The sequence below is a fragment of the Streptomyces sp. Isolate_45 genome (assembly GCF_024721315.2).
Classification (GTDB): Bacteria; Actinomycetota; Actinomycetes; order Streptomycetales; family Streptomycetaceae; genus Streptomyces.
Genome location: NZ_JANFAK020000032.1, coordinates 35136 through 49373 on the forward strand (window position 1 = coordinate 35136; position 14238 = coordinate 49373).

Sequence of the window (14238 nt, forward strand, 5' to 3'; positions counted from 1 at the left end):
GGTGTCAGCTTCGCTTGTTGTTCTTGGCATTCGGGTCCTTGGCCGCCTTGTCCACCGCGGCCTGGGCCCGCTTGATCCATTCCTTGGGCTGGATGCGCTGGGCCATCAGCTCGTTGGACGCGTTCTCGATCTCGGTGCCCATCTCGCTGTACCACTCGGTGTACAGGTAGTTGAACGTGTTGTCCCCGGCGCCCTTGAGGGCCTCGACGGCGGACTGGGTGCCGGGCCGCAGCTTGACGCCGGGGTCCACTCCGTCCTTGACGACGGTGAGCGAGTTGGCCTGCTGCGCGAAGATCGTCGACCATTCGCGGGACAGCATCGAGCGCAGGAACTCCAGGCCACCGGCCTTGTTGGCGGCCTTCTCCGGGACGATGAAGGGCTCGCCGGCGCCGGCCCGGATGGCCTCGACGGGGAGCTTGCTGTCGGCCAGTACGGGCATCGGCAGGAACTTCATGTCGAAGTCCTCCGGGGTCTGCTTCAGCTGCTCGTTCTCCAGCCAGGAACCGGAGGGGATGAAGGCGGCCTTGTACTGGTTCCAGGCGGTCTGGGACTCCGTGTGGGTGAGGCCGTTGGTGCCCGGCATCAGGAGGCCCTTCTCGACGACCTCGTAGACCGCCTCGACCGCGGCCAGGGCCGCCGGGTTGCCCTCGAAGGCGTTCGGCTCCAGGTTGTCGATGGCCTTCATGGCCTCCAGACCGCCCTTCTTGGCGATCAGGTCCATGATGACGACGTTGATGTAGTACGGGTACTTGCCCTGGTGGGCGAGGCCGCCGATGCCGGCCTCCTTGGCCTTGGCGCACACGGCGAGGAACTCGTCCCAGGTCTTCGGCGCCGTCCAGCCCTTCTCCTTGAAGAGCTTGCCGGAGTACCAGAGGCCGAAGACGGTGTAGACGTAGTTCAGGGCGACGAACTTGCCGCCCTGGGTGCCCTGTTCGATCGTGCCCTTGATGAGGGTGTCGCGCACCTTCTTGGCGGGGTCGTCGAGGGAGGGGGCGTCGAGCACCTGCGTGAGGTCGGCGAGCTGGCCGCCCTTGAAGAGCACGTCCAGCTTGATCTGCTGGGCGCCGGCGTCGTCGACGACGTCCGGCGGGTTGCCGCCGTTGAAGCGCGGCTGGAGTTTGGCTGTGATCTCCTGGGTGCCGAGGTGGGAGCTGGTGGTGCCCCACTTCTTGTCGAAGGCGGCTTCCCAGGCCTTGGCGTAGTCGTCACCGAATCCGCCCTTGAATACGACCACCTCCAGCTTGCCGCCCTTCGCGACGCCGAAGGGGTTCTCCGGGGAGGTGGCGGCCTTGGACTCGTTGCCCTTCGGGGCCGCCTCGCCGCCGGAGGCGCACGCGGACAGGAAGCTCATCGTCGGGACGGCGATCAGGCCGAGTGCCGCGGAGCGCTTGATCAGGTCCCGGCGGCCGAGGCCCTCACCGGTGCTGTTCTCGCCGTGGGCGGAGGTGGATCCCATGCTCAAGTCCTCGCCTTCGTCAGGAGTGTGAAGGCGGCGGGAAGACACGGCAGTTCCCGTGCATGCGGCATCGCCGCAGGTCCCCGCCGTCCCCCGGTCCGGAGCCGCTCATTTCGCGGTGGTCCGGACGGGCACAGGTATAGTCCACTTCCGCTCGGCTGAGCAAGATCGCGCACAAGGATCGTCCCCGGCTTTTCCGAGTTGAGACCTCACCGTCACCTGGCCTGCTCCCCCAGGAGAGCCCCGAGCAAACGGAAGGGCCGTATCCCCTTGTACGGGGATACGGCCCTATGGTGCCGATCGCGGGCGGATCGCTCCGCCCGGCGCGCCCTTAGCCTCGGATGAGGTTGCGGAGCACGTACTGCATGATGCCGCCGTTGCGGTAGTAGTCCGCCTCACCCGGCGTGTCGATGCGCACGACCGCGTCGAACTCCACTCCGGTGTCGGTGGTCACCTTGACGGTGCGCGGGGTGGTCCCGTTGTTCAGCTCCTCCACACCGGTGAAGGAGAAGGTCTCCTCGCCGGTGAGGCCCAGGGAGGCCGCGGTGGCGCCCTCGGGGAACTGCAGGGGCAGGACGCCCATGCCGATCAGGTTGGAGCGGTGGATGCGCTCGTAGGACTCGGCGATGACGGCCTTGACGCCGAGCAGCGCGGTGCCCTTGGCGGCCCAGTCGCGGGACGAGCCCGAGCCGTACTCCTTGCCCGCCAGGATGACCAGCGGGATGCCGGCGGCCTGGTAGTTCTGGGAGGCGTCGTAGATGAAGGAGACCGGCGCGCCCTCGACGGTGAAGTCGCGGGTGAAGCCGCCCTCGGTGCCCGCGGCGATCTGGTTGCGCAGGCGGATGTTGGCGAAGGTACCGCGGATCATGACCTCGTGGTTGCCGCGGCGGGAACCGTACGAGTTGAAGTCGCGGCGCTCGACGCCGTGTTCCGTGAGGTACTTGCCGGCCGGGGTGTCGGCCTTGATCGCGCCGGCCGGGGAGATGTGGTCGGTGGTGACCGAGTCGCCCAGCTTCGCCAGCACGCGCGCGCCGGCGATGTCGGAGACCGGGGTGGTCTCCATCGTCATGCCCTCGAAGTACGGGGGCTTGCGCACGTAGGTGGACTGCGGGTCCCACTCGAAGGTGTTGCCGGTCGGGATCTCCAGCGCCTGCCACTGGGCGTCGCCCGCGAAGACGTCCTGGTAGGACTTGTTGAACATGTCCTCGCCGATGGCGTTCGCCACGACGTCGTTGACCTCGGCCTCCGACGGCCAGATGTCGGCCAGGAAGACCGGCTTGCCGTCGAGGTCGGTGCCCAGCGCGTCCTTGGTGATGTCCACCTTCATGGAGCCCGCGATGGCGTACGCGACGACCAGCGGCGGGGAGGCCAGGTAGTTCATCTTGACGTCGGGGTTGATGCGGCCCTCGAAGTTGCGGTTGCCCGAGAGGACCGAGGTGACCGCGAGGTCGGCCTCGTTGATCGCCTTCGAGATCTCCTCGTCCAGCGGACCGGAGTTGCCGATGCAGGTGGTGCAGCCGTACCCGACGAGGTTGAAGCCCATCTTGTCGAGGTACGGGGTCAGACCGGCCTTGTCGAAGTAGTCGGTGACGACCTTCGAGCCCGGGGCCAGGGTGGTCTTGACCCACGGCTTGCGGGTCAGGCCCTTCTCGGACGCCTTCTTGGCCACGAGCGCCGCGGCGACCATGACGTAGGGGTTCGAGGTGTTGGTGCAGGAGGTGATCGCGGCGACGGTGACGGCGCCGTGGTCGATCTCGAAGGAGGTGCCGTCGGCCAGGGTCACCGGGGTGGGCTTGGTGGGCACACCGTTGGAGGACGCCGGGGCGTCGGACGCCGGGAAGGACTCCTTGCCGGCCTCCTCGTCGTCGCTGACGTAGTTGCGCACGTCCACGGCGAACTGCTCGGCGGCGTTCGCGAGGACGATGCGGTCCTGCGGGCGCTTCGGGCCGGCGATGGAGGGGACGACCGTGGAGAGGTCGAGCTCCAGCTTCTCGGAGAAGTCCGGCTCGGCGGCCGGGTCCAGCCACAGACCCTGCTCCTTGGCGTACGCCTCGACCAGGGCGACCTGCTGGGCGTCGCGGCCCGTGAGGCGCAGGTACTTCAGCGTCTCGTCGTCGATCGGGAACGTCGCGGCGGTGGAGCCGAACTCCGGCGACATGTTGCCGATGGTGGCGCGGTTCGCGAGGGAGGTGGCGGCGACGCCCTCACCGTAGAACTCGACGAACTTGCCGACGACGCCGTGCTTGCGGAGCATCTCGGTGATGGTCAGCACGAGGTCGGTGGCGGTGGTGCCGGCGGGCAGCTCGCCGGTCAGCTTGAAGCCGACGACGCGCGGGATCAGCATGGAGACCGGCTGGCCGAGCATCGCGGCCTCGGCCTCGATGCCGCCGACGCCCCAGCCCAGCACGCCCAGGCCGTTGACCATGGTGGTGTGCGAGTCGGTGCCGACGAGGGTGTCGGGGTACGCCTGGCCGTTGCGGACCATGACCGTGCGGGCCAGGTGCTCGATGTTGACCTGGTGCACGATGCCGGTGCCCGGGGGGACGACCTTGAACTCGTCGAAGGCGGTCTGGCCCCAGCGCAGGAACTGGTAGCGCTCCTTGTTGCGGCCGTACTCCAGCTCCACGTTCTGGGCGAACGCCTCGCGGGTACCGAACTTGTCGGCGATGACCGAGTGGTCGATGACCAGCTCGGCCGGGGCCAGCGGGTTGATCTTGGAGGCGTCGCCGCCGAGGGCCTTCACGGCCTCGCGCATGGTGGCGAGGTCGACGACGCAGGGGACGCCGGTGAAGTCCTGCATGATCACGCGAGCCGGCGTGAACTGGATCTCCTCGCTGGGCTGGGCCTGCGAGTCCCAGTTGCCGAGCGACCGGATGTGGTCGGCGGTGATGTTCGCGCCGTCCTCGGTGCGGAGCAGGTTCTCCAGCAGGACCTTCAGGCTGTAGGGAAGGCGGGCGGAGCCCTCGACCTTGTCCAGCTTGAAGATCTCGTACGACTCGTCGCCCACCTGCAGCGTGCTGCGGGCGTCGAAGCTGTTCGCCGACACGACAGTCTCCTTCATGCATGATTTCGCGCGTATTACCGCAATCCTGCCGTGTGGCGCTCTGGCCAATCCGCTAAGGTGAGGCTAAGTTAGGTAACCCTTACCGGCGGGACGGCTGCGGTACGCCTTGGGCAGTTATCTCGATGTCGAGATAACTCTAGTACATGTCCGGGGGAAGGGACGAGGCACGCACCCTCAGTCCTGCCCCCACCGTGCGCTGACCCGGGGATTCCGCATGCCCTGATTCGATCAGTGTGACCAGCGCGGACACCGCCGTCACGGCAATCCGCTCGGGGCACAGCGTGACGGTCGTCACGGGAGGTTCGGACGCCTCGTACGCGGGATCCTCGCTCGCGCAGACCAGAAGCAGGTCCCGGGGCGTGCGGATCCCGTGGCGCTCGGCGGCGGCCAGCACCTGGCGGCCGCCCGGGTCATACACGCTGTAGACGGCGTCGGGACGGCCCGGCGCGGCGAAAGCGGCGTCGAAGGCGCGCCCCGCCGTGTCCTCGGGGTCGAAGAGGACGATCCGGGCCTTGCGGCCGCGCTCCGCGCACCACTGTTCGTAGGCCGAGGTGACGGCCCCGGTGTAGAACTCCCGGCCGTAGCCCGAGTGCAGGGCGATCCGTCGGGCCCCGGACGCGGCGAGGTGGTCCAGCACCTCGCGGGTGGTGGCGGCGTGGTCGTTGTCCACCCATATGTCACCGGGGCGCGGGTCGGTGGGGCGGCCGTCGAAGACCACCGGGAGTCCGCGCGCCCGCAGGGCCCGCAGCACCCGGTCGCCGTCCGGGCTGTCGAGCAGCAGCATCCCGTCGACGGCGAGGGTGTGCCAGAGGGGCTCGGCGCCCCGGTCGGCGGGCAGGGTGGTCAGCGCGTAGCCGCGGGCGTGGGCGGCGGAGGTTGCGGCGGTGAGCAGGCGGGAGAAGTAGGCGACCCCGGCGAAGTCCCACGCCGAGCCGGCGTAGGTGGTGACGGCCACGCCGAGGGTGCGGGTACGGGGGCCGCGGCGGGCTCCGTACCCGAGGGCGGCGGCGGTCTCGCGAACCCGGCGGCGGGTGCCCTCGCCGAGCCGGCCGGTGCCGTTGAGGGCGTGCGAGACGGTCGCGGTGGAGACCTCGGCGGCGCGCGCGATGTCGGCGATGGTCGGTCCCGGTCCAGGCACGCGGCCATCGTACGGATGGATGGGTGGGTGGGTGGCGGGGGGCGGCGGCTGGTGGTGCTGCGGCGGGGGCTGCGGCGGCGGCGCGGGCTGCTGCTGCTGCTGCGGAATCCGTCGGGCGGGACGGGTACTGGTTACGGGCTTAATCAAGGAGTGTCCTGTCCTCGCCACATCCACCGATCCCTTCTGTTCCGTTCGGAGCGGCCATGACGACACCTCTGCCCCTGCCCCGCCCCACCTCCTCCGCTTCCGCGCCCACGTCCGCGCCCGTGTTGCCGACCGCGTCCGCCCCGCCCTCCGCCCCGTCCGCCGCCCTGTCGCGGCGCGGGCTCCTCGCGGCGGCCGGCGCGGCGGGGGCGGCGGGACTGCTCGGTGCGGTCGCGACGCCCGCCGCGGCGGCGACTTCGGGCTCCTCGGGGCGCGCTTCGGCGGCTCTGGTCATCCACAACGCCCGGGTGTTCACCGGGGTGGAGCAGGACGGCCCGGGGGGCACGGGTGGCACGGCCCGGTCGGTGGCGGTCGGGCGGGACGGCCGGATCCTGGCCGTGGGGCCGGACGCGGCGCTGCGCCGGTACGTCGGCCGGGACACCGAGACGGTGGACGCGCGCGGGAACACCGTGATGAGCGGCATCCACGACGGCCACGTGCACCCGCTGGGCGCCGGCGACCGGTCGCTGCGGCCCTCGCTGGAGGGAGCGGAGACCACGGAGGTCGAGCTGCGGGCGATCCTCACCGGTTTCCTCGCGGACACCGGGGGCGCGGCGGCGGAGCCGGACCGCTGGCTGGTGGTGGAGGACTGGAACCCGGTAGGGCTGCTGCCGACCGGAACCGTCCCGCACCACTCCCTGCTGGACGCGCTGGCGACCCGGCGGCCCGTGATCCTGGTCGGCGGCGACGGGCACAACCTGTGGGCGAACCGGCGGGCCCTGGACATCGCCGGCGTCACCGCCGCGACCCCCGATCCGGTGGGCGGCCGGATCGTGAGGGGTCCGGACGGGCTGCCGACCGGCGTGTTCAAGGACGACGCCCAGGACCTGGTGAAGCGGCACGTGCCGGAGCCCTCCCGGGCGGAACTCGTCGCGGCCTGCGCCGCGGTGCTGGAGCTGGCGGCGGCCTCCGGGGTCACGACCATGATGGACGCCCTGGTGGGCCGGCACGAGCTGGACCTCTACCGGGAGTTGGCGGGGGCCGGCCGGCTGCCGCAGCGGATCGTCCCGGCGATCCGGCTCGACGCCGCGCAGGCGAAGGACCCGTCGGCCGCGCTCGCGTACGCGCGGGGGCTGCGGCGGGAGTTCGAGGGGGTGCCGGGCCTGCGGTTCGGGATGGTGAAGGTGTTCCTGGACGGGGTGATCGAGCACCCGGCGCAGACGGCCGCGCTGCTGGAGCCGTACCTGGACGGGGCGGGGAAGCCGACGGCGAACCGCGGCGAGCTGTACACCTCGGCGGCGGACTACGGCCGGCTGACCGCGGCCTTCAACGCGGCGGGATGGCAGATGCACGCCCACGGGTTGGGCGACCGGGCGGTCCGCACCGCCTTGGACGGGTACGCGTACGCGCGCCGGGCGACCGGGCTGCGGGATCCGCGCAACGCGGTGGCGCACCTCCAGCTCGTGGACCCGGCCGACCTGCGGCGCTTCGCGCAACTCGGCGTGACGGCCTGCATGCAGCTCCAGTGGGCGGCGCGGGACACCTGGACGATGGAGGCGCTGCTGCCGTACATCGGACCGCGACGGCACCGGTGGATGTACCCGGCGCGCAGCCTGGAGCGGGCCGGGGCGCGCCTGTCCGGCGGCTCCGACTGGCCCGTGGACGCCCTCCAGGTGTGGAACCAGCTGCGTACGGCGATCGACCGGCAGGGCGCCCACGGTTCGGGGCCGCTGTACCGGGAGCTGGAGGGACTGGAGCGGAGCAGCGTACTGCGGATGCACACCTCCGGGACCGCGTGGCAACTGCGCCAGGAGGGGCTGACGGGGACGGTGGAGCGGGGCCGGGCGGCGGACCTGGTCGTCCTGGACCGCGACGTGACGCGCTGCCCGGTGGCCGACATCAGCGGCACGGAGGTACGACTGACCCTGGTCGGCGGTCGGGTGGTGCACGACGCGGATTCGGCGGCGGGGAAGGCGGCTTCGGCCCGGGCGGCGGCCCGGCCGGCGTCGGGTCCGCGCCCCGTCTCGGCGACGGCGGTCCACGGCGGCCGTCACCGCGCCTGCGGCTGCGCGACGGGCTGAGCCGCCGGGGGCGGGCGGGCGCGTGGCGCCCGCCCCCTGCGGCTTCGGCTTCGGCTTCGGCTTCGGCTTCGACACGGTCTGCGCAATAGGACCCCGTATGCGGCATATCGCACGACACGCCATCCGGAGCCGAACGGGCGGCCGGCCCAACTCCGCGACATGCCTGGGGAACAGCGGCTCGACGCCCACCCGCACCCCCGCCCACACCCTGCCCGCACCCCCTCCCGCCTCACCGGACGCACCCGCCACACGGCGAGGCGGGGAGCGAATCTGACGGTCGGTAACACCCGTCTGCCACACCCAGCGCGAGCGGCATCTCATATCTGAGATACCGTGCACCCATGGCAGACGACTACCTCGTACGCATCGGCAAGCTCATCCGTGACGCCCGGCAGCACCGTGGCTGGACACAGAGTCAGCTCGCGGACGCCCTCGGCACCAGCCAGAGCGCCGTGAACCGGATCGAGCGCGGCAACCAGAACATCAGCCTTGAGATGATCGCCCGAATCGGCGAAGCTCTCGACAGCGAGATCGTCTCTCTGGGCTACGCCGGTCCGATGCACCTGCGCGTCGTCGGCGGCAGGCGCCTGTCCGGCGCCATCGACGTCAAGACGAGCAAGAACGCGTGCGTGGCCCTGCTGTGCGCCTCGCTCCTCAACAAGGGCCGCACGGTGCTCCGGCGCGTGGCCCGCATCGAGGAGGTGTACCGCCTCCTGGAGGTCCTGAACTCCATCGGCGTGCGCACCCGCTGGATCAACGACGGCGTCGACCTGGAACTCATCCCGCCGGCGCGCCTCGACATGGACGCCATGGACGCGGACGCCGCCCGCCGGACCCGCAGCATCATCATGTTCCTGGGCCCGCTGCTGCACCGCATGGACCACTTCCGCCTGCCCTACGCCGGCGGCTGCGACCTCGGCACCCGCACCATCGAGCCGCACATGATCGCCCTGCGCCGCTTCGGCCTGGACATCACCGCGACCGAGGGCATCTACCACGCGCAGGTGGAGGCCGGCGTCTCCCCCGACCGCCCGATCGTGCTGACCGAGCGCGGGGACACGGTCACCGAGAACGCGCTGCTGGCCGCGGCCCGCCACGACGGCGTCACCGTCATCCGCAACGCCTCCTCCAACTACATGGTCCAGGACCTGTGCTTCTTCCTGGAGGCGCTGGGCGTCGAGGTCGAGGGCATCGGCACCACCACCCTCACCGTCCACGGCGTCCCGAACATCGACGTCGACGTGGACTACTCCCCCTCCGAGGACCCGGTCGAGGCGATGAGCCTGCTGGCCGCCGCGGTCGTCACCGAGTCGGAGCTGACGATCCGCCGGGTCCCGATCGAGTTCATGGAGATCGAGCTCGCGGTCCTGGAGGAGATGGGCCTCGACCACGACCGTTCGGCCGAGTACGTCGCCGACAACGGCCGCACCCGCCTGGTCGACCTCACGGTCCGCCCGTCGAAGCTCGAAGCCCCCATCGACAAGATCCACCCGATGCCGTTCCCCGGGCTGAACATCGACAACGTCCCGTTCTTCGCCGCCATCGCCGCCGTCGCCCAGGGCCAGACCCTGATCCACGACTGGGTGTACGACAACCGGGCCATCTACCTGACCGACCTCAACCGCCTCGGCGGCCGCCTCCAGCTCCTGGACCCCCACCGCGTCCTGGTCGAGGGCCCGACCCGCTGGCGCGCGGCGGAGATGATGTGCCCGCCGGCCCTGCGCCCGGCCGTGGTCGTCCTGCTCGCCATGATGGCCGCCGAGGGCACCTCGGTCCTGCGCAACGTCTACGTCATCAACCGCGGCTACGAGGAACTCGCCGAACGCCTCAACTCGGTGGGCGCCCAGATCGAGATCTTCCGCGACATCTGACCCGCCTGCGGGTGACGAGCAGGTTGCATCGAACTCGTGCAAAATGGCAGCGCCCCCTCCCCGACGCAAACGGGGAGGGGGCACCGTGCCGTGCGGTCAGACGTTCTGGCGCTGGTACGGCAGGCCGCGGATCTGGCGGCCGACTTCGGAAGCAGGGTTGTTCAGGGCCTCGTAGACCTTGTGTCCCGAGTCACGGGCGCCGCCGGCCCAGCTGACCGTGCCCTTGTCGTTGACCTTGGCGGCGACGCCGCCCCAGTAGTCGGCCTCCCGCTCCCAGCGGACGTCCTCCAGCAGGCCCCGTACGGTCTGCCCGGCGGGGAGGGTCTCCTTGGACCAGGACATTTGACGGTGCACCGTGGCTCCGAGGCCGGCGAGGACGGCGGGAGCCGTGATCGCGGTCTTGGCGTGGAAGAGCTCCGCGTGGTCCCGGATGATGGCGCTCAGCGCCTCGACGGTCTCCCGCTTGACGGCGTTCGGCTCGGCATCCTTGATGTCGTCGGGGTCGACGTCATCGCGCCCTCGAAGTCGAAGTCCTTCAGACCGTAGGCGCCCGCGTACTTCTTGATCCGGTGCAGGGCGGTGACCTGGGTTTCGCCGTCGATGGCGATCAGTCCGTTGCGGATCGGCAGGTAAGAGGCGCCGGTGGCGGGATCGATCGTCAGCGGGCGACGGCACCAGAGCGTGACGGGCGGGATCGACCAGGCGTTACCGTACTCGCCCTTCAGCCCGGCGGCGATGTAGTCGGCGTAGCTGACCACGTTCTGCCCCTTGGGGCTCCGGGGGGTGCCGATGAGGCGCTGGACCTCCGCCCGCATGCGGGCGTAGTCGTCCGGTTCGCGGCCGGCCAGCCCGACCGCGGTCGCATCCCGATAGGGCCGCACGGAGGCCATCGGCTCGGCATGCCGTTCGACACCGGGCGCCGGGGCGCGCGGAGAAGGTCCGCCCGCGCACGTCCGGCCGCCGGGGCCGACAGACTGGGGGGACGGAGCACACGACCGAAGGGAAACCCCATGGCCGACGGGTGGCTGCCGCCTGCGGAGTACGTTCAGACCATTGCTCGGGCGACCAGTTACGCCTGCCTGTACTTCACCGATGCCGCCGGGCGGCCGGTGCAGTTGCGGGCGGTGCACGCGTACGAGGAGTGGCAGTGGCCGGGCGGGAACATGGACCCCGGGGAGACGCCCTGGCAGTGCGCGGTGCGGGAGTGCCTGGAGGAGACCGGGATCGTCTTCGACGGGCCGACGCGGCTGCTCGGTACGCACTTCATCGGGCACCAGGGCGAGGCGTGGCCGGCGAACCACATCGGCTTCGTCTTCGACGGGGGCACGCTCACGGACGAGCAGATCTCCGCGATCGTCCTGGATCCGGCGGAGCACCGGGAGGTCGGGGTCCGTTCCGTGGAGGAGTGGGAAGGGCTGATGACCCCGGTGAACTTCGGGCGGCTCAAGGAGATCGACGCCGCCCGCAGGGAGGGGCGCGTGGCGTACATGGAGACCCCCTGACGGCGAGCGTGATGTCAGTGGAATATGACTCCAAGCGGCTGACCCGACGGGGCTGACACGAGTAGACTGCGGCGTTTTTCGTTTCCACAGCGTTTGACACCGTTGACATCGTTGACCTGGGGGGTCCAACCATGTTTCACCGTCGGGGCGTTGCCATAGTCGGCGCCGTAGGGGCCGTTGCCCTGTTGCTCACCGGGTGCGAGGACACCGCACCGAAGAAGGGGGCGGACGCGAAGGCGTCGTCCGTGCCGTCCGCCAGTGCCCCGGCCTCGCCGAGCGCGTCCGCGCAGCCGGTCATGCCGGCCGTCGTCGGGCTCAAGTTCGCCGCGGCCGAGACGGAGGTGAAGAAGGTCGTCACCACGAAGGTCGAGACCCGCGCCGCGTACACCGGCGTCACCCTGCCCGCGGACCGTTCGCAGTGGGACGTCTGCTTCCAGACCCCGGCCGCCGGCAGTGAGGTGACGGCCACGAGCACCGTCGAGTTGTCGATCGTCGCGCCCGGCACCCCGTGTCCGGACAAGGCCGGGGCCACCCTGCGGCCCTCGAAGGCCCCTACGGCCCCGACGGCCGCGCCCAAGACCGCCAAGCCGACCCCGACCCCGACCAAGACCGGCAGCACGGGCACCGGCGGGACCACGGGTGGGACCACCGGCACGACCGGTGGCGGTGGTGGCACCTACTACAAGAACTGCGACGCCGCGAAGGCCGCCGGAGCGGCGCCCATCCGGCGCGGCCAGCCCGGGTACCGCGACGCCCTCGACCGGGACAAGGACGGCATCGCCTGCGACAAGTAGGGGCGGGTGGGCGTCCGCGGACGCCGGGGCGGCCACCGACCGCGACGGACGACGTCGGTATTCGGCCGGCCGCCCCGCCCACCCTCGGCGGGCCCGGCGGCGGGACGGCAGAATCGACCCTTCGGTACGACGTCGAGGGGGCGGCCATGGCAGTGGAGACGAGTGCGGGCAACGTGGTTCCGGGGCTGGAGGGGGTCCCGCTGCTCGGGTCGCTCCTCGACCTGACCTCGGACTCGCTCGGAACCTACCGGCGGGCCCGCGAGCGGCACGGTGACGTCGTACGGATCACCGCCGGCCCGCCGGGGCTGCGCGCCGAGCTGTACTGCGTGTTCTCCGCGGAGGGCGCGCAGCAGGTGCTGGCCACGGAATCGGCCAACTTCCGCAAGGACAACGTCTTCTACCAGGAGATCCGGGACTCCTTCGGCAACGGCCTGCTGACCAGCCAGGACGAGGACTACCTGCGCCAGCGCCGGCTGGTGCAACCCCTCTTCACCCGCAGGCGGGTGGACGGGTACGCCGGGGCGGTCGTGGCTGAGACCGGGGAGGCGATCGCCGCCTGGGCCGGGGCCCGGGACGGCATCGTCGACGTCCGCGACGAGATGACGCACCTGGCCCTGCGGGCGGTGTCCAGGATCCTGTTCGGCACCGACGCGGACGCCACCGCCGACGTCGTCGACCGGTGTTTTCCGGTCATCACGCAGTACGTGCTGCGCCGCGGCTACTCCCCCGTGAAGGCCCCCCGGTCCTGGCCGACCCCGGGCAACCGGCGGGCGGCCGCCGCGCTGGAGGAGCTGTACGCGGTCTGCGACCGGATCGTCTCCGAGCGGCGCGGGGCGGCGGCGGGCGGCGGCCGGGGCGAGGACCTGTTGACCCTGCTGGCAGAGGCGCGCAGTGCGGACGACGGCGCCTTCGACGCCGCCGAGCTGCGCGACCAGGTGTTGATCTTCCTGTTGGCCGGGCACGAGACGACCGCCACCTCGTTGGCGTTCGCCCTGCACCTGCTCGGTCGGCACCCGGAGGAACAGGCGCGGGCCCGTGAGGAGATCGTCCGCGTCCTGGGCGACCGTACGCCGGAGGCCGCCGACCTCGACCGGCTCCCGTACCTCACCCGGGTGCTGAAGGAGGCGATGCGGCTGTACCCGGCGGCGCCGGCGATCGGCCGCAAGTCGGTCGCGGCGACGGAGATCGCCGGGTACACCGTCCCCGCCGGCGCCGACGTGATCCTCGCGCCGTGGGTGACGCACCGCCACCCGCGCTACTGGCCCGATCCGGAGCGCTTCGACCCCGACCGGTTCACCCCGGAGGCGGAGGCCGGACGGCCGCGCTACGCCTGGTTCCCCTTCGGCGGCGGCCCGCGCGCCTGCATCGGGCAGCACTTCTCGATGCTGGAGTCCGTGATCGCGCTGGCGATGATGCTGCGCGCCTACGAGTTCGAGGCCGTGGACGCTGAGGTCCCGGTGAGTGCCGGGATCACCTTGGAGACGCGGGGTCCCGCGCGCTGCCGGATCCGCCGCGTGACCGGTTGATCCCGCGGCGGCGGCCCCTTTCGGGGGCCGTGCGCGGACGTCGACGGGCGCCGGTCGGCACCCGTCGGGCGTACGCGGGGGCACCCGTGGGCGTCGGCGGTAGTCGTCAGCGGTAGTCGTCCGGGTGGCCCTGCATCCAGGTGTTGATCTTGTCGCGGGTGGCGATCAGGGTCGTCTGGTTCTTCTTCAGGTTCTCGAAGCTCCGGTCGCCGCCGAGCTGCTTGTCGAGCTTCGCGATCAGGTTGATCGGCTCGGGGAAGTGGCCCGGGCCCTTGGGGTCGGCCTTCATCGCGCGGTCCATGCGGTGCAGCTCGTCGTGGACCCGGCCGAGGAAGTACGCGCAGTTGCCGGGCGTGCAGGAGTCGTTCAGCGTGGCCTGGAGGCCGGCGAAGGCGTCGCGCACGAGGGAGACGGGCTCCTCGCCGGGGGCGCCGGAGGCGGCGGGCACGGCGGCCGACGCGGAGGCCTTCGGGGACTGGCCGGCGGAGGCGGGCGGGGAGACGGACGCGGAGGGCGCGGCCCCGGCGGACGGCGAGTCGGAGGCCGATGCGGACGCCGAGGCGGACGCCGAAGCCGAGGCGGAAGAGGAGGCCTTCGCGTCGTCGCCGCCCCCGCAGGAAACGGTGAACGCCGCCAGGGTCAAGGTCATGAGCGTGGTCGCG

Annotated in this window: 11 protein-coding genes; 5 read left to right on the forward strand and 6 right to left on the reverse strand. The window is 71.3% G+C overall.

From position 1 onward, the window contains the following. Positions 1-4: 4 nt before the first annotated feature. The 3 genes from ngcE to NOD94_RS13275 all read right to left on the reverse strand — a co-directional run bounded on the left by ngcE (position 5) and on the right by NOD94_RS13275 (position 5658). Positions 5-1456 (reverse strand): N-acetylglucosamine/diacetylchitobiose ABC transporter substrate-binding protein, encoded by a 1452-nt coding sequence (ngcE, locus tag NOD94_RS13265; RefSeq protein WP_281206076.1) that lies wholly within the window; start codon positions 1454-1456, stop codon positions 5-7. Between the two features lie 331 nt (positions 1457-1787). Then, positions 1788-4502 carry an aconitate hydratase AcnA gene (gene acnA / locus NOD94_RS13270; RefSeq protein ID WP_281206077.1) on the reverse strand — a complete coding sequence of 905 codons (2715 nt, stop codon included), beginning with the start codon at positions 4500-4502 and terminating at the stop codon, positions 1788-1790. 154 nt (positions 4503-4656) lie between these two features. Beyond that, entirely contained in the window at positions 4657-5658 is a 1002-nt protein-coding gene (locus NOD94_RS13275) for a LacI family DNA-binding transcriptional regulator (RefSeq protein ID WP_281206078.1), read from the reverse strand. A 203-nt stretch (positions 5659-5861) separates the two neighbouring features. On the opposite strand from NOD94_RS13275, the gene NOD94_RS13280 reads away from it, so the two are divergent. Both NOD94_RS13280 and NOD94_RS13285 read left to right on the forward strand, forming a co-directional pair. Beyond that, entirely contained in the window at positions 5862-7883 is a 2022-nt protein-coding gene (locus tag NOD94_RS13280; RefSeq protein ID WP_281206079.1) for an amidohydrolase, read from the forward strand. Between the two features lie 341 nt (positions 7884-8224). Further along, complete coding sequence (locus NOD94_RS13285) at positions 8225-9754, forward strand: UDP-N-acetylglucosamine 1-carboxyvinyltransferase (RefSeq protein WP_281206080.1); 1530 nt, start codon at positions 8225-8227, stop codon at positions 9752-9754. A gap of 96 nt (positions 9755-9850) precedes the next feature. Here NOD94_RS13285 and NOD94_RS13290 read toward each other — a convergent pair whose 3' ends face one another. After that, the gene (locus tag NOD94_RS13290; RefSeq protein WP_281206081.1) at positions 9851-10096 is read right to left on the reverse strand and encodes a hypothetical protein; all 246 of its coding nucleotides are present in this window, start codon (positions 10094-10096) and stop codon (positions 9851-9853) included. A 98-nt stretch (positions 10097-10194) separates the two neighbouring features. After that, positions 10195-10644, reverse strand: a complete 450-nt coding sequence (locus tag NOD94_RS13295) for a hypothetical protein (RefSeq protein WP_281206082.1) — start codon at positions 10642-10644, stop codon at positions 10195-10197. 120 nt (positions 10645-10764) lie between these two features. On the opposite strand from NOD94_RS13295, the gene NOD94_RS13300 reads away from it, so the two are divergent. The 3 genes from NOD94_RS13300 (at position 10765) to NOD94_RS13310 (ending at position 13576) form a co-directional block, all read left to right on the forward strand. Next, positions 10765-11256: an NUDIX hydrolase gene (locus NOD94_RS13300; RefSeq protein WP_281206083.1), complete on the forward strand. Its 492-nt coding sequence runs from the start codon at positions 10765-10767 to the stop codon at positions 11254-11256. A gap of 245 nt (positions 11257-11501) precedes the next feature. Next, positions 11502-12050: an excalibur calcium-binding domain-containing protein gene (locus NOD94_RS13305; RefSeq protein ID WP_281206084.1), complete on the forward strand. Its 549-nt coding sequence runs from the start codon at positions 11502-11504 to the stop codon at positions 12048-12050. A gap of 146 nt (positions 12051-12196) precedes the next feature. Then, on the forward strand, positions 12197-13576 hold the full coding sequence (locus NOD94_RS13310; RefSeq protein ID WP_281206085.1) for a cytochrome P450: 1380 nt from the start codon (positions 12197-12199) through the stop codon (positions 13574-13576). A 106-nt stretch (positions 13577-13682) separates the two neighbouring features. Here the strand turns inward: NOD94_RS13310 and NOD94_RS13315 are convergent, their stop codons facing one another. Further along, a complete protein-coding gene (locus NOD94_RS13315) occupies positions 13683-14225 on the reverse strand; it encodes a hypothetical protein (protein ID WP_281206086.1) in 543 nt (180 codons plus the stop codon). Between the last annotated feature and the right edge of the window lie 13 nt (positions 14226-14238).